Origin of the sequence: Parabacteroides sp. CH2-D42-20 (assembly GCF_003670185.1) — a bacterium.
Taxonomy (GTDB): domain Bacteria; phylum Bacteroidota; class Bacteroidia; order Bacteroidales; family Tannerellaceae; genus Parabacteroides; species Parabacteroides distasonis.
Window position 1 is genome coordinate 13,119 of the sequence record NZ_RAYG01000020.1, and the last position, 21,477, is coordinate 34,595.

A 21,477-nucleotide genomic window follows, 5' to 3' on the forward strand; every position below is an offset into this window, starting at 1 on the left:
TAGATGTAAAAGATCTCCACTTGGGTTAGAAAGAGAAGGTAACTGAAAAACAGCCTTGAATATATAATTATATACAAATATGGATAAACGAATGCTGAAAATTACGATTACTCAGTTAAGGCAGATCGCATTGTTTGCGGTTGGTATGTCTTTATTAACTGCCTGTGGAAACAGTCAGAGTGGTATGAAATTAGGGGATGCTGAGTTCGCTGTGATGGCGGTCAATTCAACGACTAGCGACCAAACAACATCCTATCCGGCTACCATCAAAGGTACGCAGGATATCGAAGTCCGTCCTCAAGTTTCTGGATTTATCGTGAAATTATGTGTGGATGAGGGAGCTACGGTTCGTAAAGGACAGGCGTTGTTCCAAATTGATCCTACGCAGTACGCTGCCGCGGTAGGTCAGGCTAAGGCCGCGGTAGAGATGGCGAAGGCAAACGTAAGCACTTTAACATTGACCGAGAAGAATAAGAAAACTTTGTTTGATCAGAAAATCATCAGTGATTTCGAGTATCAGACTGCCGTGAACCAGCTGATGTCGGCAAAAGCGAGCTTGGCGCAGGCGGAGGCTCAATTGGTTAGCGCTAACCAGAACTTGTCTTTCTGTACGGTTACAAGTCCCTCGAACGGTGTTGTCGGTACATTCCCGTATCGTGTAGGTAGCTTGGTAAGCGCTTCGATCGCTCAACCGCTGACTACCGTATCTGAGATCGGTGATATGTATGTGTATTTCTCTATGACGGAAAAGGAGCTATTGGCATTGACGAAAGCCGGTGGTACCTTGAAAGAGCAATTAGAGAAGATGCCGGCCGTAAGACTGCAATTGGCGGATGGCTCTACGTACCATCATGAGGGTAAGATTGATGCCGTGAGCGGTGTTATCGATCAATCTACCGGTTCTGTAAGCATGCGTGCTATTTTCTCTAACGAGGGAAATGTCTTACGAAGCGGTGGTACTGGTAATATCATCTTCCCATATACGATGAACGATATCATTACGATCCCTCAATCGGCTACCGTGGAGATCCAGGATAAGAAATTCGTATTTGTATTGCAGCCTGATAATACCGTGAAGAATACCGAGATCAAGGTTTCCAATTTGAATGATGGCAAAAATTATTTAGTGACGGGAGGCTTGAAGTCCGGTGATAAGATTGTCGTGGAAGGCGTACAGATCTTGAAAGACGGCCAGGAAATCCAGCCGATTACTCGTGAGCAGCAAAAGGCAAAGTACGATCAGGCCTTGAAAGACCAGCATGACGGTAATTTGCAGACTGCTTTTAATTAATAGGTATATAGAATAAGACAAATATTCGCTTTTGTCGAGTAAAAACGAAAGATATGAAATTAGATAGATTTATAAACCGCCCGGTGCTCTCCACGGTGATTTCCATCTTGATTGTCATCTTGGGTTTCCTAGGCTTGATTTCCTTGCCGGTTACCCAATATCCGGATATCGCCCCTCCAACCGTTTCGGTAAGGGCAACTTATACGGGTGCCAATGCGCAAACGGTATTGAATAGTGTGATCGCGCCTTTGGAAGACCAGATCAATGGTGTTGAGAACATGATGTATATGAGTTCCAATGCCTCTAATAATGGTTCTGCGGATATCTCCATTTATTTTAAGCAAGGAACGGATCCGGATATGGCGGCTGTCAATGTGCAGAACCGTGTATCTATGGCACAAGGTTTGTTGCCTGCCGAGGTAACGCAGATTGGTGTGACGACCCAGAAACGTCAGAACTCAATGTTGTTGGTTTTCTCCGTATATGCGGAAGATGATCGTTATGACTCAGAGTTTCTTGAGAATTACGCGAAGATTAACTTGATCCCGGAAGTCCAGCGTGTGCCGGGTGTCGGTGATGCCAACGTGTTGGGTACAGACTACTCCATGCGTATTTGGTTGAAGCCGGATGTGATGGCCCAATATAAATTAAGTCCGAGCGACGTAACCGTTGCCTTGTCTGAACAGAACGTAGAGGCCGCTCCGGGTTCGTTCGGCGAACAAGGAAATCAGTCTTTCCAATATACGATCCGCTATAAAGGACGTTTGCAAGAGGCTAATGAGTTTGAGCAGATTGTTGTAAAGGCTTTGCCGGATGGTGAGGTCTTGCGTTTGAAAGATATCGCCGATATCGAGTTGGGGCGTTTGACTTACAACTTTATCAACCGTGTAAATGGTCACGACGCCGTTACCTGTATCGTTTACCAGATGCCGGGAACCAACGCTACGGAAACAATTAGTAACATTGAAACCTTGCTGGAGGAAACTCAGTTGACAATGCCTCCCGGAATGAAGGTGAATATTTCCATGAATGCCAATGACTTCTTGTTCGCTTCTATTCATGAGGTAATCAAGACTTTGTTGGAGGCGTTCGTATTGGTGTTTATCGTGGTATATGTGTTCTTGCAGGATTTGCGTTCTACGTTGATTCCGGCTATCGCTATCCCGGTTGCCTTGATCGGTACCTTCTTTATGTTATCCTTGATCGGATTTAGTATCAACTTGTTGACTCTTTGTGCTATGGTGCTTGCCATCGCTATTGTGGTCGATGATGCGATCGTCGTCGTCGAGGGTGTCCATGCCAAGTTGGACCAAGGATACAAGTCGGCGAAACTAGCTTCTATCGATGCCATGAGCGAGTTGGGTGGCGCTATTGTTTCCATTACGTTGGTCATGATGTCCGTGTTTATTCCCGTAAGTTTCATGGGAGGTACGGCCGGTACGTTCTATCGCCAGTTCGGTCTGACGATGGCGATCGCTATCGGTTTGTCCGCTTTGAACGCCTTGACATTGAGTCCCGCCTTGTGTGCGATATTCCTGAAACCGCATGATGAGGAGCATAAAGAAAAGAAAACGACATTTATTTCCCGTTTCCATACCTCATTCAATGCGGCTTACGATTCTTTGCTAGCTAAGTATAAGAAGCAGGTCGTGTTTTTTATCCAGAAGAAATGGCTTTCATTCGGTATTGTCGCCGGTTGTATCGCCGTATTGGTATTCTTGATGCAGGTTACGCCTACCGGTATGGTGCCGAACGAGGATACGGGTACGATCATGGGTGCCGTTACGTTACCACCGGGAACTTCCCAGGAGCGTACCTATGAGGTGATGAATAAGGTCGATAGTTTGATCGCTGCGGATCCGGCGGTAGAGTCGCGTACGGCGGTTGTTGGTTTCAGTTTTATCGGTGGTCAAGGACCTTCTTACGGCTCATTTATCATCAAGTTGAAAGACTGGGAAGACCGTTCTATGATGCAGAACTCGGATATCGTATATGGTAGTTTGTTCATGCGTGCCCAAAAGATCGTGAAAGACGCTCAGGTATTGTTCTTTACGCCGCCTATGATCCCGGGTTACTCTGCGTCCAGTGATATTGAGTTGAATATGCAGGATAAGACCGGAGGTAATTTGGATCGTTTCTTTGATATCTCCAAGGAATATATGGCTGCTTTGACGGCACGTCCGGAGATCAAGTCCGCTCAAACTACGTTTAACCCGAACTTCCCGCAATATGAGATCGATATCGACGCTGCCGCTTGTAAGAAAGCCGGTATCAGTCCGAAGGACATCTTGTCTACCTTGCAGGGATATTATGGTGGTTTATATGCCTCTAACTTCAACCGTTTCGGTAAGATGTACCGTGTAATGGTGCAAGCGGATCCCGATTTGCGTAAGAATATGGAGTCCATGAAGAACATCAAGGTAAAGAGTGGTAACGATATGGCTCCGATTTCCCAGTTCATTACGATGAAGAAGGTATATGGCCCGGATATCATCAGCCGTTTCAATATGTATACCGCCATCAAGGTCATGGTTGCCCCGGCGGATGGTTATACCAGTGGTCAGGCGTTGAAAGCGATTGACGAGGTGGCTAAGACAACGCTTCCGGCAGGTTTCGACTATGAGTTAGGTGGTATGGCACGTGAGGAGGCAAGTACGAGTGGCAGCACGACGGCTTTGATCTTCTTGCTGTGTTTCGTATTCGTTTACTTGCTGTTGAGCGCACAGTATGAGAGTTACATCCTTCCTTTGTCCGTATTGCTCTCCGTGCCGTTCGGTTTGATGGGTAGCTTCTTGTTCGTCCAAGGTTGGGCCGCTTTGGGAAATATCCCGGCGTTGAAGATGATCGTAGGAACCATGTCTAATAATATCTATATGCAGATCGCCTTGATCATGTTGGTAGGTTTGTTGGCGAAGAACGCTATCTTGATCGTAGAGTTCGCTTTGGAACGTCGTCGTATGGGTATGAGTATCACATGGGCTGCCGTATTAGGAGCCGCCGCCCGTTTGCGTCCGATCTTGATGACCTCATTGGCGATGGTGGTCGGATTGTTGCCTATGATGTTCGCATTCGGAGTAGGAGCGCACGGTAACCGTACATTGGGTACAGCGGCTATCGGCGGTATGTTCATCGGTATGATCTTTCAGATCTTTATTGTTCCGGTTTTGTTCGTGGTATTCCAGTACTTACAGGAGAAATTCAAGCCGATCGAATGGGAAGATTTGGATAACAGCGATATGAGTACGGAAATAGAACAGTACGCTAAAATAAAATAAGAGATGACAATGAAGAAACAAATTATATATATGGTATGTGCGACTGCTTTGTTAAGCAGTTGCCATATCTATAAGGCATACGAGCGTCCGGATTCCATCGATGCGACGGGAATTTATCGTGATCCGGTTTCCGAGACTGATACATTAGCCTCCGCGGATACGACCAATATGGGAAACCTTCCTTGGAAGGAAGTTTTTCGTGATCCGAAGTTACAGGCGTTAATTGAGGAGGGATTAGCCAATAATGTAGATATGCAGGCAGCCGTTCTTCGGGTAGAGGAAGCGAAAGTATTGTTGACTTCCGCCCGTCTGTCTTTCTTGCCTTCTATTAATTTCGCTCCCCAAGGGACGATTACATCGATTGGAAATAGCGAATACGTAAAGGCTTACTCAACGCCTTTGGCCGCTAGCTGGGAGGTTGACCTATTCGGAAAGCTCTTGAATGCGAGCCGTGGCCAAAAAGCCTCCTACTTACAGAGCCAGTATTCAAGACAGGCCGTGCGCTCTCAATTGATCGGTGGTATAGCGAATACGTATTATACCTTGTTGATGCTTGATCGGCAGGTAGAAATTACCGCTAAGACGGTTGATATCTATAAAGAGAATGTTCGTGTCATGGAGGCTATGAAGATAGCGGGTATGGCTACCGAGGCTGCCGTGACGCAAATGCGTGCCGCTTACCATCAGGTTTCCGGCTCGTTGATCGAGTTGGAAAGTCAGGTGCGTAGCGTGGAAAACTCATTGTCCGTGTTATTGGCTAAGGCTCCTCAACAGATTGATCGGGGTACTTTGGAGGAACAAGTAATGCCGGAGGATATCATGGTGGGTGTGCCTTTGCAATTGTTGGAGAATCGTCCGGACGTGAAGATCGCGGAGATGACACTTGCCAGTGCCTATTATACGACGAACAAAGCCCGTGCCGCTTTTTATCCGGGATTGAATATCACGGCGACAGCAGGTTGGACGAATGGTTCAGGTATCTCTGTCGCCAATCCGGGTCAATTTATGTTTCAAGCTTTGGCTTCGTTGGCCCAACCGATCTTCAACAATGGTAAGTTGGTCGCTAACTTGAAGGTATCGAAGGCAGAAGAGAAGATCGCTCAAATGAATTATCAGCAGACAATTCTGGAAGCTGGTAAAGAGGTGAGTGATGCTTTACATCAGTATGATGCCACGAGCAAGAAGCTTGTCCAAGATAGAGCGCAGATCGAGCAGCTAGAGAAAGCGGTGGCTTATACCAGCGCCTTGTTCCAGTCGGCTCAATCTACTTATTTGGAAATCCTTTCCGCACAGCAGAGCCTTTTGAGTGCTCAGTTGACGGAAGTGTCCGACAATGTGCAACGTATGCAAGCGGTTGTCAGTTTATACAGTGCCATCGGTGGTGGTAGAGAATAATAACCTTTAAATGTAGTAAAGTTATGATTAGTCCATTAGCATATGTAGATTCAAGCGCAAAGATCGGGAAGAACGTTACGATTCATCCTTTTGCGTACATTGATAAGAACGTGGAGATCGGGGATGATTGCGAGATCATGCCTCATGCCAGCTTGATGAGCGGTACACGCATGGGAAATCGCAACCGTGTATTTAACGGGGCTGTTATCGCTGCTGAGCCTCAGGATTTCTTTTATAAGGGAGGTGATACGATCGCCGTAATCGGAGATGACAACGTGATCCGTGAGAATGTGGTGATTAACCGTTCCTCGACAGCGGAAGGACGTACTAGTATCGGTAATGGTAATTTCTTGCATGAGGGGGTACATGTTTCTCATGATACGCAGATCGGAAACCGTAGTGTATTCGGCTATGGTAGTAAGATTTCCGGAAATTGTATCTTGGAAGATTATGTGATTTTCGGAGGCAATGTATTGATGAGCCAAGGATCCCGGGTTGGGGCTTGGGCGATGATTCAAACCGGCTGTCGTTTCCGTAAGGATATACCTCCTTTTATCGTAGCGGCTCAAGAGCCTACCACGTATTATGGCGTGAACTCTTTCATCATGTCTCATGAGGGATTCAGTGAAAAGGTTATCAAGCACATCAGTCATGCGTACCGGATCATCTTCCAAGGAAACAGCAGCCTTACGGATGCCTTGTTAATGATCAAGGATCAGGTTCCGATGAGTAAGGAGATCCAACATATTATAGATTTCGTTGGTGAGTCTAAATTAGGTATTGTCAAATAAATACCAATAACAAACGATAGGTAAAAGCCGAAGGAAATCATTTCCTCCGGCTTTTTTTATATAATGGAAGGACGGTTTGGTTAATAATGTTTGTTAAATAATGGTAAACGTGCAGCATTTGTCTCTTTTTAAGTGTCTTACTAATAAGACAACACGCAATGAAATCCAATAAAGGAGGTTTAATATGAAAAAGTCATTTTTATTATATCTTATCATGTCTGTATTTCTCATCGGTTATTGCGCTTGCGATAATGATGAGGAAAATTTTGATACGGCTACTACCGGACAAGTGATCAAAGTCCCGGATGATATCAAATCTTTTAATTCAGTTACAAAAGAAATCGTTTTCGAGAAGAATATTTCTATCAAGCAAGACGTGCTAGGCAATGAGAAGGTTGAATTCCGGATAGCTGGAAACGGTCACTTCACGGTAGGCAGTATCTCTTCGATAAGTTCCGTTATCTATAATGCCCCAGTCTTATTAGGGGATTATCAGAGATATTATTTATATGATGGATATCCTGTTGTAGATGTTCTACAAAATGAGGTAAGGAACCAAGAGGAAAGGGACGAAAACATGCAAAAGATAGAGAAAGCTTGGAGCAACTTCCTGAAAGTATTGAATGAGGCTGGAAAGTTGAAGCAGTAATTACCGGTTTGGGATGAAACGAATAAATTTAGTGAAGCTCGTATTGAACTAGTGAAGGCTTTTCATATTCAAACAAAAACTGTACTTTTGTCATAAATGCTTTACCGTGATCTTTTGAAATAAATCAATGGAGATACGTATGTATCTTCAGAGATTGAAAAACACGAATATTATCTTCGTTCCGTCGTAACTGTCCGTATCCACATAAAAAGAAAGAGGCCAACCCCGAAGGACCAGCCTCTTTTATCGCTTTAATAGAAATTCAAATTAAAGTGCACCCACTTCTTTCAAAGCCTCGTTAGTCTTATGAACAGCGGCAGCGCTCTTAGCGAACAACTCTTTCTCCTCAGCTGTCAATTCCAACTCAACGATCTTCTCGATACCGTTCTTGCCAAGGATAACAGGAACACCGATGCAAAGATCAGATTCACCGTACTCACCTTCCAAGTAAACAGAGCAAGGAACCATCTTACCTTGGTTGTGAATGATAGACTCAACAACAAATGCTCCAGCAGCACCCGGTGCATACCAAGCAGAAGTACCTAACAATTTAGTTAATGTAGCGCCACCAACCATTGTGGAAGCAACAACCTCTTGCAATTTCTCTGCGCTTAACAATTTGCTAACAGGGATACCTTTGTAAGTAGCCAAGCGAGCCAACGGAATCATTGTAGTGTCACCGTGACCACCGATTACCATACCCTCAACCTCGTTAGCGTTACAGCCTAGAGCCTGAGATAAGAAATATTTGAAACGAGAGCTATCCAAAGCACCACCCATACCGATGATACGGTTCTTCGGCAAGCCTAAAGACTTCAATGACAAATAAGTCATTGTATCCATCGGGTTAGAGATAACTACCAAGATTGCGTTCGGAGAGTATTTCAAGATGTTTTGAGCTACGCTCTTAACGATACCAGCGTTAACACCGATCAGTTCTTCGCGAGTCATACCCGGTTTACGAGGAATACCAGAAGTGATAACTACAACGTCAGAGTTAGCTGTCTTCTCATAATCGTTTGTGCAACCTACAACCTTAGTATCGAAACCTAGCAATTGAGCGGTCTGCATCATATCCATCGCTTTACCTTCGGATACGCCTTCCTTTACGTCTAGCATTACAACTTCGTCTGCCACTTCATTGAAGGCAAGAACATTTGCGCAAGTAGCGCCTACATTTCCGGCACCAACAACTGTTACTTTTGACATAATAAATAAGTTTTAGTATGTTATTACTTAATAATACGCTATGTTTTTTAACGATGGCAAAGGTACAATCTATTACGGAATAAAGAAATATTTCCGTATATATTTTTGAGGGACATTATTAAATATCGCTAAAGCCTTGTCGAGGCTTCTTGACAACTTGGTACGCTTTTATTTTTAAGATCTTGAGGAAATGTTGTATCTTGGGTGCGAACAAAACTTAACCGAGGGAAGTTTTATTTATATGGGTTATTAATCTTAAATCCAACGTACTTATGAAAGTTTTTATATATATCCGAAAAGTCCTGTTTTTGTTTCTCTGCGGGGCCTTGTCTTTCTTTTACGGCTACGGTCAGGAGCTGCCGCTTCTGCCGGATACGATCAAGCCTCTCTTGTCGGATTCCAATTTGATAGATGAGTTGATCACTGTCGGATATGCTACGGGCAATCGTAGTACTTTATCCGGTTCCGTAAACCGGGTGAATGAAGGGGGGATGAATGAGGGACTGATCTCTACACCCTTGGACGCTCTTCGGGGAAGGGTGTCCGGCGTTAGTATCCCGGTTGGAGGAAATAGCGCCGCTGCCTTGGCTGCCGTCCAGGTCCGGGGTACAACTTCCTTAACGGGAGGTAATGATCCGTTGGTGATTATTGATGGGGTTTTTGCCTATCTTAATTTGCTTAGCTCGATCTATCCGGCAGATATCGAGAACTTCACGATCTTGAAAGATGCCTCTGAGACTGCTCAATATGGTTCTCGTGGCGCTTCCGGTGTTATCGAGGTAACGACAAAGAAAGGGCGGCAGGGAGCTTTTAGTATCAGTTATGATGGGAGTTTCGGTGTGGAGGCGGCTTATAAAAGTTTGGATATGTTATCGGCGAATGGTTTCCGGAAACTGGCGGAGGAACGTAATATCGGTATTTTAGATTTAGGGAATAATACGGACTTTCAGGATGAGATTACCCGGTTGGGGTTGGTGCAGAATCATCATATCGCTTTTGGGGGTGGTTCGGAGACTTCCAGTTATCGTGCCTCCTTGGGATTTGTGGAAAGGGAAGGGGTTATCCGAAATACGAACTCACGTAATTTTACGACCAAGTTGAATATTACGCAGCATGCGTTCAATGATCTTCTGGTCTTTGATTTAGGCATATTTGGTTCCTTGCTAAAAAATGCTTATTTAAATGATGTACAGAAGATGTTCTATTCCGCCGCTACTTTCAACCCGACATTTCCGAATCATAAGAATATGGAGACGGGTAGCTGGGATCAAATAACTAACGCTAGCCAGATCACGAATCCTTTGGCTTGGTGGGAGGTGAAGGATGATGATTCGAATGCTCATATAAATACGCACTTAAAACTGGTTTTTAACTTGAGTAAGCATTTAATGTTTACGGCTTTCGGTTCGTATACCTATAATGTAATAGATAACGCCCAATACCTCCCTACTTCGGTTTGGGCACATGGGCAGGCTTATCGGGGGGAGCGGAAAACAGAATCTTTATTGGGAGATTTCATGTTGGCCTATAGAAAAGACTTTGGTTTGCATCAGCTAAATGTATTGGGATTGGCGGAAGCTCAGAAAATGATAACGAGAGGTTTTTATACGACTGCGACGAATTTCAGTAGCGATCGTTTTGGTTATGATAATTTACAGGCAGGTGCGGTACGTTTATGGGAGGGGACCGGTTCTTACTATGAGGCTCCTCATCTGGCTTCTTTCCTTGGACGTGTGAATTATATTTATGATGGAAAGTATATCGCTACCGTGAATGCCCGAGCGGATGCCTCTTCGAAAGTGGGGGCAAATAATAAATGGGGATTTTTCCCTTCGGCTTCTGTCGCTTGGGTGTTGACCGAAGAGGAGTTTATGGAAGGTATCTCGTGGGTAAGGAATTTAAAGATTCGTTCGGGATATGGCCTTTCCGGTAATCAAGACGCGATCGATTCTTACAATTCTTTGCGATTGATGAAGCCTAATGGGGTTGTTTCCGTAAATGGTGCGCCCACCGTTACCTTGGGTACGATCCGTAATGCGAATCCGGACTTGAAATGGGAGGTAAAACGTACGTTCAATGCCGGTATCGATGCCGGGTTTTTCGACAATCGTTTTATTCTTGCCGTAGATTATTATAATTCCAAGACGGATGATATGTTGTATTTATACGATGTAAGCGTTCCGCCTTTCGCTTATAATAAAATGTTGGCGAATCTGGGGTCGATGCGGAATAGTGGCGTGGAATTGGGTATTGGCGTCACGCCCTTGCGTACGAAAGATATGGAATTGAATATAAACGTAAACGTAACTTTCCAACGGAATAAATTGCTCTCCTTGAGCGGTTACTATAAAGGGGAATATATGTCCGCCCCGGAATATACTAGCATCTCGGATTTAAATGGGGCTGGTTTCCATGGAGGGTATAATCATATCGTTTATCAAATGGTCGGACAGCCTTTGGGTGTTTTTTATTTACCGAAATGTACAGGTTTGGTTTCCGATGGGAACGGCGGCTATAAGTATGAGATTGAGGACTTGAATGGAAACGGGGTGAGTTTGGAGGATGGTGAGGATCGTTATATTGCGGGACAAGCTATGCCGAAAACACTTTTAGGCTCTAATATCAGTTTCCGGTATAAACAATTCGATCTATCAGTACAGATTAACGGAGCCTTTGGGCATAAGATTTATAATGGAACATCGCTAACTTATATGAATATGGATATATTCCCGGATTATAACGTGTTGCGAGAAGCCCCATCCCGGAATATCCAAGATCAGACGGCTACGGATTATTGGTTGGAGAAAGGGGATTATATCAATTTTGATTATTTGACGTTGGGTTGGAACGTGTCTCTTGGTAATTTAAGGAAATATGTAAGAAACGTACGGCTTTCGGTTTCCGTAAATAATTTGGCGACAATTACAGGTTATTCGGGATTGACTCCGATGATAAATAGCTCTATCGTAAATAATACCTTAGGTATAGACGATAAGCGATCTTATCCGGTGGTTCGTTCCTATACGATGGGGTTGAGTTTTAATTTTTAAAAAGGTGTTCGTATGAGAAAGCTTTCTATTTTATCCTATATATTTGCGGGTTTGATGTTATCGTCGTGCGATGGCTATCTGAAAGAGGACCCTCGTGATCAGCTTTATCCGGAGGATGCGTACGATACCCCTCAGAATGTCTATCTGAATACGGTTGCTTCCTTATATAATTATATCGGAGGTTATAGCGATAGCCAAGGATTGCAGGGAACGTACCGGGGTGTCTACGACTTGAATACCTTTACGACTGACGAGGCCATGCTCCCGACTCGTGGCGGCGACTGGTATGACGGCGGTTTCTGGCAAGGTCTCTTCTTGCATAAGTGGGGAACGAATAGTGACGCTATCCAAGCTACTTGGGAATATCTGTATAAAGTAATCGTATTAAGCAATCAATCTTTAGAGATATTAGGCGAGTTGCGGCAAAAAACGGATTATAACGATTTAGATCGGTATGAGGCGGAGGTTCGTGCTTTTCGTGCGATGTATTATTATTATTTAGTCGATATGTTTGGCCGTGTCCCTCTTATCGTTTCTTCTTCCATTCCGGTGAAAGACGTGCGGCAGAGTGACCGGAAAGAGGTCTTTGATTTTGTTGTAAAAGAATTACAAGAATCCCTTTTGTTATTGAGTACGGCGCATAGTAATTCGCCCGGCGATTATTATGGAAGAATTACGAGACCGGTTGTTTATTTCTTATTGGCGAAGTTGGCCTTAAACGCAGAAGTGTTTACGGATAACGACTGGACGGATGGTCTGCGTCCGAATGGACGGGAAATCTATTTTAGGGTAGGCGAGAGGAAGTTGAACGCTTGGCAAACGGTTGTGGCGTACTGTGATTCAATAACGGACTTAAACTATAGCTTATCTCCCAACTATGCGGATAATTTTTCTGTATTTAATGAATCGTCCGGAGAGAATATTTTCACGATTCCGATGGATAAGAACTTATATACGAACCAAATGCAATATCTTTTCCGCTCCCGTCACTATAATCATGCCAAAGCATATGGATTGGGGGGAGAGAACGGCTCTTGCGCTACGATAGAGGCCCTTCGGGTATTTGCGTATGGGACGGACTCGGTCGATACCCGGTTTTATGAGAATTATTACGCCGATACGATGTTTGACCTCAATGGTGATACGATTCGGTTAGATAATGGGACTCCTTTGGTGTATTTACCTCTAGAAGTTAGGTTGGATTTGTCTAGGTTGCCTGCCGAGAAAACGGCGGGTGCCCGCATGAAGAAATACGAGATCGATAAGATGGGGACGAAAGATGGAAAGCTATCGGATAATGATATCGTATTATTCCGTTATGCGGATGTCTTGTTAATGAGATCGGAAGCGAAAGTGCGTAATGGAGAGAATGGGGATGAAGAGTTGAATGCCGTTCGTTTCCGTGTGGGAATGTTACCTCGTAAGGCGACATTAGAAAATATTTTGGCTGAGCGTCAACTGGAATTGGCTTGGGAAGGCTGGAGGAGGCAGGATTTGGTACGTTTTGGAAAGTTTACCCGCCCTTATACGGATCGCCCTCAATTGCCCCATGAATCGAATGGCTATACCACTGTTTTCCCCATTCCCGATAAAGTCCGTTCCTTGAATCCGAACTTGACACAGAATCCGGGGTATTAACTTGGATTTTGGGTGAAAACTAATTCTTTGTTTTCACCCAAAGAGCATATCTTATTCTACATACAATACTAAACCTTTCAGATATTCCCCTTCCGGATGGTAGATATTCACCGGATGGTCTGCGGGTTGGGTTAATTGATGTAAGATTCGGACACTACGGCCGGATTGGGCGGCAGCGCTAAATACGGCTAAACGGAAATTCTCTTTACTAACTACTTGAGAACAAGAGAAAGTAAACAAGATTCCTCCCGGCTTGATCTTCTCGAAAGCGATCGCGTTTAATTTGCGATACCCTTGTAAGGCGTTACGTAGTACATTCTTATGTTTAGCAAACGCAGGAGGGTCCAATATGATTAAATCATAATTACTTCCCATTTTTTCCAAATACTTAAACGCGTCTTCCGCATATGCCTCATGACGGGGATCTCCCGGGAAATTCAACTCGACATTCTTTTTCGTCAAAGAAATCGCTTTCGCCGAACTATCTACGGAATGAACCACCTTAGCGCCTCCTCTCATCGCATAGAAAGAGAAACCGCCCGTATAACAGAACATATTCAATACGGAGCGATCTTTTGCGTAATGCTCCAACAAAGAGCGATTCTCCCGTTGATCCACGAAGAAACCTGTCTTTTGGCCTTTCTGCCAGTCTACACAGAATTTCAGTCCGTTTTCTATAGCGATATCTTCCACTTCGCCTCCGAATAAGTAACCATCTTCGCTACCTAAATTCGCTTTATAAGGTAAAGTCGCTTCCGATTTATAGTAGATGTTTTGTAAAGTATCGCCCAATACCGCTTTCAAAGCCTCCGCGATCTGATGACGGGCATAATGCATTCCTACCGAATGTGCTTGCATAACCGCCGTATGCGCATACATATCGATCACCAATCCCGGTAAGTTATCGCCTTCGCCGTGAATCAGGCGGAACGTATTATTATTTTCTACCCCAGCCAGCCGCAAGGTCTTTCTGAGTTCGTAAGCGATACGGATACGTTCAACCCAAAAAGCATCGTCGATGGCGATTGGGGTGAAAGATAACACACGTACGGCGATACTGCCGATTTGGTAATGGCCGATCGCCAAAAAACGCTGGTTCGCTCCGTATACCTCTACCAAGTCACCCTCTTCCGGGTCGCCTTCAACAGATTGGATCGCTCCGGAAAATACCCATGGATGGAAACGCAATAGCGATTCTTCTTTCTTAGGCTTGAGAAAAACTTTACAATACTCCATTTATGCTTGATTCAATAAATTATATATTCTTAGGCAAGCCCAAGCATCGAGGGCCGCATATTTCTTTTGTGAGTCTGTCAATACATCCGCCTCCCAATTCGTGAGGCGTTGTCCTTTTGATATCTTTTTTTGGAAAAGTATCGCATATATCTTTTGCAGGCTGGCATCCTCGATGCCGAACTGGCCTACGTAATTCTGTAAATCAAGGAAATTGGCGGGTTCTATATCCGAACGCTTCCGTATCGCCCCGAAATCATCCCGTAAAGATAACCCGATCTTTAAGGTCGAACTGCTTTTCAGGAATTTCTCCAGAGATTCCGGTATACCGATATGATTCAAGCGGAACAAGAAACAAGTATCATCCGTTGATATCTGCATCAATGAGATCTTGTAACGCTGTCCCTTCTTAAAGCTGGGACGGGTCTCCGTGTCAAAACCGACGATCGGAAAACGCAGCAAGTACTCTACGGCCTTGTCTGCCTCCTCTTTACTAAGGATCGTAATGATACGTCCCTTGAATTCCTCTACGGTAAGTTTCGCTATTTCCTCTTTAGCAATTGTATGTATAAATTGTTGTATCATTCTTCCTCTTCATTCTTTTCCAAATCCTCATCACCACTGTAACGCACAGCGTGCAACGCTTTCAAGGCATTCAATAATTGCTGTCCCCAGTATTCTTGGAAGTTCGTGCGGCACAAAGCGATAGCCTCTTGCATAACTTCCTCGTTTCCTTGACGGAATAAAGATACGAAATTTCCTGTATCTTGATAGACATCAGCCAAGTTCTCGGAAATAAATGCTGCGATAGGAGTATCGCTATACCGCATATCCGCATGAAATGTTTCCAGATAGGAATCTCGTTCGCCAAGCAAACCGGCTATCCGTGAACGAACCGACTCGTACATGTCTTCTGAAACGGAAAGCTCGAGTTCGGTTTCCTCTTCAGATTCCACTTCGGGCAACAGGCTGGCCTTTAAGTATAATAGAGGCAGGAGTTTTGTCGCCTTATCTACGAAGTCGAAAAGCCCGGTATTTCCGGCGGTCTCAACAAAGGTACAATATTCCAGTGCTACCGTAACAAATTCTAGCGTGTTGCGCTCGTATATCGGATTTTCTTCTTTTTCCATGTGCCTGTTCGTCTAATCATTCTTGATAACAATTCGCAAAAATACAACAAAAATCCGTTTTTTTCGTGATAAAGTCCCGAATATTCTTTTTAGTCGGGGATTGCTCTCCTATATATTTCCTGTTTTATTATTTTTGTGCAATTAATAGAAGGAATGTTAATGATAGACTAATGTTGGATATACTAATTAGGATAAAAAAACCGATCGAGTTATGAGTTCATGTGGAAAGAATGAGAACCCTCAAGAGATGAATCGCCGTAAATTCTTGAAGGTATTTGGGGGTGGGGCTGTCGCCTCTTCGGCGGCGCTTTACGGTTGCGCTCCCAAGAATGAGCCGGGGGCGGCTGTGGCGTTAGGTGAGGTTCCTACCGATAAAATGACCTATCGCCAACATCCTACGAATGGCGATAAGGTTTCTATTTTAGGATATGGTTGTATGCGTTGGCCCTTGAAACAAGGATCGGACGGTAAAGACCAGATTGATCAAGAAGCCGTGAATCGTTTAGTGGATTATGCGATAGAACATGGGGTGAATTACTTTGATACTTCTCCTGTTTATGTACAAGGTATGTCCGAGAAAGCGACCGGTATCGCATTGGCACGCCATCCTAGGAACTCCTATTATTTGGCCACTAAACTGTCAAACTTCCAGAACTATACGAGAGAAAACTCGTTGGCGATGTATCGGCAGTCGTTCCGTGATTTGCAAACCGATTATCTGGATTATTATTTGCTTCACTCTATCGGTGGGGGGAATGGTATCGAGCTTTTCAATGACCGCTATATAAATAATGGAATGCTTGATTTCTTGGTGAAAGAACGGGAAGCGGGACGTATCCGTAACCTAGGTTGGTCTTTTCATGGGGATGTAAAAGTGTTTGATTATGTGTTGGATATGGGCGTGAAATGGGATTTCGTTCAGATCCAGCTGAATTATCTGGACTGGAAACATGCCTCGGGACGTAACGTAAACGCTGATTATCTGTATGGCGAATTAGAGAAGCGAGGTATTCCGGCGGTTATCATGGAACCGCTATTAGGAGGTCGCTTATCGAATGTTCCGGATCATATCGTTGCTCGTTTGAAGCAGCAACGGCCTGAGAATAGCGTGGCTTCATGGGCTTTTCGTTTCGCCGGCTCTCCGGATGGGGTCTTGACGGTGTTAAGCGGCATGACGTATATGGAGCATTTGCAAGATAATATCCGTACCTATTCCCCGCTTATTCCGGTAACGGACGAGGAGAAAGACTTTTTGGAAGAGACGGCCCAGCTTATGATGAAATATCCGACAATACCTTGCAATGATTGCAAATATTGTATGCCTTGTCCATATGCGTTGGATATTCCGGGCATTCTTTTACATTATAATAAATGTGTAAACGAAGGAAATGTTCCGAAAAGCGCGCAAGACGAAAATTACGCGAAAGCTCGTCGTGCCTTCTTAGTCGGTTATGACCGGAGTGTCCCAAAGTTGCGTCAAGCGAACCATTGTACAGGGTGTGAGCAATGTAATCCTCATTGTCCGCAGGGTATCGATATCCCCAAAGAGATGCAGCGTATCGATAAATTCGTGGAAGAGTTGAAAGTGAATGGTTAACCTTTAAACAAACGGAAAATTATGTTACGAAAAATAAGAATATTCGCCGCCACCTTTTGCTTTGTGCTGATAACCCTGTTATTTCTTGATTTCACGGGTACGATTCACGCTTGGTTCGGATGGTTGGCAAAGATACAGTTTTGGCCTGCGTTGTTGGCTTTGAATGTCGGTGTTGTGGTAGGGTTGATAATCTTGACTCTTTTATTGGGGCGTGTATATTGCTCCGTTATCTGCCCTTTAGGGGTATTGCAAGATATCATTTCGTGGTTTGCTAGTAAACGGAAGAAATACCGCTTTTCCTATTCTCCCGCATTGAAGTGGGTGCGTTATGGAACCTTGGTTATTTTTATATTGGCTTGTATCGCTGGTATCGGTTCCTTGGTAGCGTTGATTTCGCCTTATAGCGCTTATGGGCGTATCGCTTCTAATTTATTTGCGCCAATCTATCAAGAGGGCAACAATCTATTGGCCTATTTCGCAGAACGTATGGATAGTTACGCATTCTATTCGGTGGACGTATGGGTGCGTAGTCTGGCTACGATGGGAATCGCTATTCTGAGCTTTATCATATTAGCGATTTTAGCTTGGAGAAATGGACGTACGTATTGTAATACGATCTGTCCGGTAGGTACGGTTCTCGGTTTTTTGTCGAAGTATGCTTTACTTAAACCTCGCATTGATACAGATAAATGTAATGGTTGCGGATTATGCGCACGTAAATGCAAGGCTTCCTGTATCGATTCTAAGAATCATGCGATCGATTATAGCCGTTGCGTGACTTGTATGGACTGTTTGGATAATTGCCGTCAAGGTGCGATTTCGTATACGAGGGCACGCAAGGCTGATAAAGCTACTTCGGTAAAAGAATCCTTAACGAAGGACACTACGGATGTTTCCCGCCGTCGAGCCTTGTCAGCTACGGCATTGGTAGCCATGTCTTCTGTTTTGCATGCTCAGCAGAAAAAGCTGGAGGATTATGTGGAGATGAAGAAAGACGGAGGCTTTGCGCCGATTAAAGAACGTAAAGAGCCGAATCGTTTGGCGTCATTGGTTCCTCCCGGAGCCTTGAGTATTGGGAATCTGGCCCAACATTGCACGGGGTGTCAGCTTTGTGTATCTGTCTGCGAGAATCATGTCCTGCGTCCGTCTACGGATCTGATGAAACTGATGCAGCCGGAGATGGCATTCGATAGAGGGTATTGCCGTCCGGAATGTGTGAAATGTTCGGAGGTTTGCCCGACGGGAGCGATCAAACCGATTACGAAAGAAGACAAATCTGCTATACAGATCGGTCATGCCGTATGGGTAAAAGATCTTTGTATTGTCAATACGGACGGTATGAGTTGTGGTAATTGTGAACGCCATTGCCCGACAAAATCGATCCAGATGGTGGCGAAAGATCCTGCAGATCCGAAGTCGTTAAAGATCCCGGTGATCAATACGGAAACTTGTATTGGTTGTGGTGCTTGCGAGTACCTTTGTCCATCTCGTCCTTATAGTGCGATCTATGTGGAAGGGCATGAGATGCACAGATCTATTTAATGCCGTTAAAATCTATCCCTAAAAACATGTACGTGTTTCCGAGAAAACATGTACATGTTTTTTAGAAAACACGTACGTCTTTTTTTCAAAGGTTCGTCAGACTCGATTTTTCTATGTACATTTGCGTGTTATAAAAGAATTATTGAGAAACTATTTATGGCAAAGAAGACAACAACAACGAAGCAAAATCATACAGAACCGAGCTGGTTCGCTGCCTTGAAGACTTTTTTTACAAATGAACGGACCCGTTTCATTACAGGTTTGATTATCTCTATACTAACCATTTATGTAGGGCTTGCCTTGATTTCGTTTTTCTTTACAGGAGCTGCCGATCAAAGCAAAATAGAGAATGTTCCTTTAGGTGATTTATTGATCAATCGAGGATCGGTAGAGAATTGGACGGGTGTACGCGGGGCGTATTTGTCTGATCTGTTGATGAATCGTTGGTTCGGTATCTCTTCTTTTATGATCCTCTTTTTCTTGGGATCGGTTGGGGCGAAACTCATGAACTTAAATAAAGTATCCTTGTTGAGGCGTTTTTTGTTTAGCGCTTCGGCGTTGATCTGGGGATCTGTGTTTTTTGCTTTTATATTTATCAAGGGATATGAGGATACGTTTATTTATCTAGGCGGTCAACACGGATATTACATCTCGGAGATGTTTATTACCAATATCGGAATCCCCGGTACGATCTTGCTTTTATTAGGCTCATTCTTAATCATCGCTATTTTTACCAGTAAGAAGACAATCCCGTTCTTACAGCGCGTATTTTCTTTAGGTTGGGTGAAAGATCGTTTGAAACGTGAAGGCGAGGTAGATGTCGATCAGACGGAAAAGGAGGATAATGTAATTCCTCGCTCTAAGCCTGTCGTAGAGCAACCGGATGAACAACCGGAAATGGATGAGTATGAGGAGTTCGATACGGAGGCTGAATTGTTGAAAGCCGAAGGGAAAGAAAACCGTAAAACAGTACCGGAATATAAGAACGAAGAGGTCGCTGTTGCTGATGATTTAGTAGTTACGATCGCTCAAGGTGACGACGATCCGATAAACGAAAAAACAGATGAGATAAATACCCCGGAGTCAGAGGATGAGGAGGATGCCGGATTTACGGTGGAAGTTGCCGCCGGTAATGATGAGACCTACGATGCCTCGGCCTTGGGTACGTATGATCCCCGTTTGGATCTTTCCCGTTATGTATTCCCTACCTTGGACTTGCTGAAAGCGTATGATAGTGGGAGCATGGAGATCAATCGGGACGAATTGGCGGAAAACCAACGCTTGATCAAGCAAGCCTTGGAAGATTTCAATATAAAGATCGCTTCGATCAAAGCGACAGTCGGACCTACGGTTACGCTTTATGAGATTGTACCCGAGGCGGGTGTCCGTATTTCTAAGATCAAGAACTTGGAGGATGATATCGCCTTGAGTTTATCCGCTTTGCAGATCCGTATTATCGCCCCGATGCCCGGAAAGGGAACGATCGGTATCGAGGTGCCGAATAAGAATCCTCAGACGGTATCGATGCAATCTGTTATCGCTTCACGCCGATTCATTGAGGGTAAGTATGAGTTGCCTGTGGCGATGGGTAAGACGATTACGAACGAGGTGTTCATGTTCGATCTTTGTAAGACACCGCATCTATTGGTAGCCGGTGCTACGGGACAAGGTAAGTCTGTCGGTCTAAATGCGATCATCACTTCCTTATTATATAAGAAGCATCCATCGGAGTTGAAATTCGTGATGGTAGACCCGAAAATGGTTGAGTTTAGTATCTATTCCAAGATAGAACGTCATTATCTGGCGAAACTTCCGAATGCGGAGAAGCCGATCGTTACGGAGCCAGCTGACGCTGTCGCTACATTGAACTCGTTGGTGATCGAGATGGAAGACCGGTACCGTTTACTGGTGAACGCGAATGTTCGTAATATAAAGGAATACAACGCTAAGTTTATCGAACGGCGGTTGAACCCGCAGAAGGGACATCGCTTCTTACCCTATATCGTGGCGGTAGTGGATGAGTTTGCCGACTTGATCGCAGTGGCCGGACGTGAGATCGAGTTGCCTATCTCTCGTATTGCGGCGAAGGCCCGTGCGGTAGGTATCCATATGATCTTGGCTACGCAACGCCCGGATACAAAGGTGATTACCGGTACGATCAAGAGTAACTTTCCGAGCCGTATTGCCTTTAAGGTTGCTTCTATGATCGATTCACGTACGATTCTGGATGCTCCGGGCGCTAACCGTTTGATCGGACGGGGCGATATGTTGATTGTCGTGGCGGGACAAGAGCCGGTTCGTGTGCAGTGCGCTTTCGTAGATACGCCCGAGGTGGAGGATATCGTGGATTATATCGGTGAGCAGACTGGTTTCCAAACCGCTTATTTGCTTCCGGACTATGTGCCGGAAGGTGGGGAGGCATCAACTTCGGGAGCAGTCGATTTATCAGATCGAGATCCCTTATTTGACGAGGCGGCTCGTTTGATCGTGATTCAGCAACAAGGTTCTACTTCTTTGATCCAGCGTAAATTCGCTATCGGTTATAATCGTGCCGGACGTTTGATGGATCAATTGGAGGCTGCCGGTATTGTTGGCCCGTTTGAGGGAAGTAAGGCCCGTCAAGTATTGGTGCAAGATGAGTATTCGTTGGAGCAAGTATTAAATGCTTTGAAATAAA

14 protein-coding genes are annotated in these 21,477 nt (G+C 44.5%); 10 read left to right on the plus strand and 4 right to left on the minus strand.

What is annotated here, in order from left to right; translation table 11 throughout:
* The first annotated feature begins 79 nt into the window (after window positions 1–79).
* From D7V92_RS12420 to D7V92_RS12440, 5 genes are all read left to right on the plus strand, one after another.
* Complete coding sequence (locus tag D7V92_RS12420) at window positions 80–1,291, plus strand: efflux RND transporter periplasmic adaptor subunit (RefSeq protein WP_008771622.1); 1,212 nt, start codon at window positions 80–82, stop codon at window positions 1,289–1,291.
* A 53-nt stretch (window positions 1,292–1,344) separates the two neighbouring features.
* Window positions 1,345–4,566, plus strand: coding sequence for an efflux RND transporter permease subunit (locus tag D7V92_RS12425; protein ID WP_005865138.1), 3,222 nt, complete (start codon window positions 1,345–1,347; stop codon window positions 4,564–4,566).
* A gap of 3 nt (window positions 4,567–4,569) precedes the next feature.
* Window positions 4,570–5,961 (plus strand): TolC family protein, encoded by a 1,392-nt coding sequence (locus D7V92_RS12430; protein WP_005865140.1) that lies wholly within the window; start codon window positions 4,570–4,572, stop codon window positions 5,959–5,961.
* Window positions 5,962–5,984: 23 nt separating this feature from the next.
* Window positions 5,985–6,752 carry an acyl-ACP--UDP-N-acetylglucosamine O-acyltransferase gene (gene lpxA / locus D7V92_RS12435; RefSeq protein WP_008771625.1) on the plus strand — a complete coding sequence of 256 codons (768 nt, stop codon included), beginning with the start codon at window positions 5,985–5,987 and terminating at the stop codon, window positions 6,750–6,752.
* A 184-nt stretch (window positions 6,753–6,936) separates the two neighbouring features.
* Window positions 6,937–7,401 carry a hypothetical protein gene (locus D7V92_RS12440; protein ID WP_008771626.1) on the plus strand — a complete coding sequence of 155 codons (465 nt, stop codon included), beginning with the start codon at window positions 6,937–6,939 and terminating at the stop codon, window positions 7,399–7,401.
* 267 nt (window positions 7,402–7,668) lie between these two features.
* On the opposite strand, the gene mdh is transcribed toward D7V92_RS12440, so the two are convergent.
* Window positions 7,669–8,610 carry a malate dehydrogenase gene (gene mdh / locus D7V92_RS12445; RefSeq protein ID WP_005855409.1) on the minus strand — a complete coding sequence of 314 codons (942 nt, stop codon included), beginning with the start codon at window positions 8,608–8,610 and terminating at the stop codon, window positions 7,669–7,671.
* 272 nt (window positions 8,611–8,882) lie between these two features.
* Here mdh and D7V92_RS12450 point away from each other — a divergent pair, with 272 nt between their 5' ends.
* Together D7V92_RS12450 and D7V92_RS12455 are read left to right on the plus strand one after the other, a co-directional pair.
* Window positions 8,883–11,660, plus strand: coding sequence for a SusC/RagA family TonB-linked outer membrane protein (locus D7V92_RS12450; RefSeq protein ID WP_121772992.1), 2,778 nt, complete (start codon window positions 8,883–8,885; stop codon window positions 11,658–11,660).
* A 12-nt stretch (window positions 11,661–11,672) separates the two neighbouring features.
* Window positions 11,673–13,298 (plus strand): RagB/SusD family nutrient uptake outer membrane protein, encoded by a 1,626-nt coding sequence (locus D7V92_RS12455; protein WP_121772993.1) that lies wholly within the window; start codon window positions 11,673–11,675, stop codon window positions 13,296–13,298.
* A 51-nt stretch (window positions 13,299–13,349) separates the two neighbouring features.
* Here the strand turns inward: D7V92_RS12455 and D7V92_RS12460 are convergent, their stop codons facing one another.
* From D7V92_RS12460 to D7V92_RS12470, 3 genes are read right to left on the minus strand one after another with little or no spacing between them, the layout of a single operon-like run.
* Window positions 13,350–14,534, minus strand: a complete 1,185-nt coding sequence (locus D7V92_RS12460; RefSeq protein WP_036651518.1) for a class I SAM-dependent rRNA methyltransferase — start codon at window positions 14,532–14,534, stop codon at window positions 13,350–13,352.
* Window positions 14,535–15,116 (minus strand): 3'-5' exonuclease, encoded by a 582-nt coding sequence (locus tag D7V92_RS12465; protein WP_005855416.1) that lies wholly within the window; start codon window positions 15,114–15,116, stop codon window positions 14,535–14,537. It lies immediately after the preceding gene.
* Window positions 15,113–15,661, minus strand: a complete 549-nt coding sequence (locus D7V92_RS12470) for a DUF5063 domain-containing protein (RefSeq protein ID WP_005865156.1) — start codon at window positions 15,659–15,661, stop codon at window positions 15,113–15,115. Before D7V92_RS12470 ends, D7V92_RS12465 begins: the two co-directional genes overlap by 4 nt.
* Window positions 15,662–15,872: 211 nt before the next feature.
* On the opposite strand from D7V92_RS12470, the gene D7V92_RS12475 reads away from it, so the two are divergent.
* From D7V92_RS12475 to D7V92_RS12485, 3 genes are all read left to right on the plus strand, one after another.
* Complete coding sequence (locus tag D7V92_RS12475) at window positions 15,873–17,258, plus strand: aldo/keto reductase (protein ID WP_005865158.1); 1,386 nt, start codon at window positions 15,873–15,875, stop codon at window positions 17,256–17,258.
* 21 nt (window positions 17,259–17,279) lie between these two features.
* Window positions 17,280–18,800: a 4Fe-4S binding protein gene (locus D7V92_RS12480; RefSeq protein WP_121772994.1), complete on the plus strand. Its 1,521-nt coding sequence runs from the start codon at window positions 17,280–17,282 to the stop codon at window positions 18,798–18,800.
* 156 nt (window positions 18,801–18,956) lie between these two features.
* Window positions 18,957–21,476 carry a DNA translocase FtsK gene (locus tag D7V92_RS12485; RefSeq protein ID WP_008771632.1) on the plus strand — a complete coding sequence of 840 codons (2,520 nt, stop codon included), beginning with the start codon at window positions 18,957–18,959 and terminating at the stop codon, window positions 21,474–21,476.
* Window position 21,477: the final 1 nt, after the last annotated feature.

Coding starts and splice junctions, on each gene's coding strand:
- D7V92_RS12465 (WP_005855416.1), bottom strand. CDS start 15,116: ATGATACAACAATTTATACATACAATTGCTAAAGAGGAAATAGCGAAA.
- D7V92_RS12425 (WP_005865138.1), top strand. CDS start 1,345: ATGAAATTAGATAGATTTATAAACCGCCCGGTGCTCTCCACGGTGATT.
- D7V92_RS12460 (WP_036651518.1), bottom strand. CDS start 14,534: ATGGAGTATTGTAAAGTTTTTCTCAAGCCTAAGAAAGAAGAATCGCTA.
- mdh (WP_005855409.1), bottom strand. CDS start 8,610: ATGTCAAAAGTAACAGTTGTTGGTGCCGGAAATGTAGGCGCTACTTGC.
- D7V92_RS12430 (WP_005865140.1), top strand. CDS start 4,570: ATGACAATGAAGAAACAAATTATATATATGGTATGTGCGACTGCTTTG.
- D7V92_RS12420 (WP_008771622.1), top strand. CDS start 80: ATGGATAAACGAATGCTGAAAATTACGATTACTCAGTTAAGGCAGATC.
- D7V92_RS12485 (WP_008771632.1), top strand. CDS start 18,957: ATGGCAAAGAAGACAACAACAACGAAGCAAAATCATACAGAACCGAGC.
- D7V92_RS12455 (WP_121772993.1), top strand. CDS start 11,673: ATGAGAAAGCTTTCTATTTTATCCTATATATTTGCGGGTTTGATGTTA.
- lpxA (WP_008771625.1), top strand. CDS start 5,985: ATGATTAGTCCATTAGCATATGTAGATTCAAGCGCAAAGATCGGGAAG.
- D7V92_RS12450 (WP_121772992.1), top strand. CDS start 8,883: ATGAAAGTTTTTATATATATCCGAAAAGTCCTGTTTTTGTTTCTCTGC.
- D7V92_RS12475 (WP_005865158.1), top strand. CDS start 15,873: ATGAGTTCATGTGGAAAGAATGAGAACCCTCAAGAGATGAATCGCCGT.
- D7V92_RS12440 (WP_008771626.1), top strand. CDS start 6,937: ATGAAAAAGTCATTTTTATTATATCTTATCATGTCTGTATTTCTCATC.
- D7V92_RS12470 (WP_005865156.1), bottom strand. CDS start 15,661: ATGGAAAAAGAAGAAAATCCGATATACGAGCGCAACACGCTAGAATTT.
- D7V92_RS12480 (WP_121772994.1), top strand. CDS start 17,280: ATGTTACGAAAAATAAGAATATTCGCCGCCACCTTTTGCTTTGTGCTG.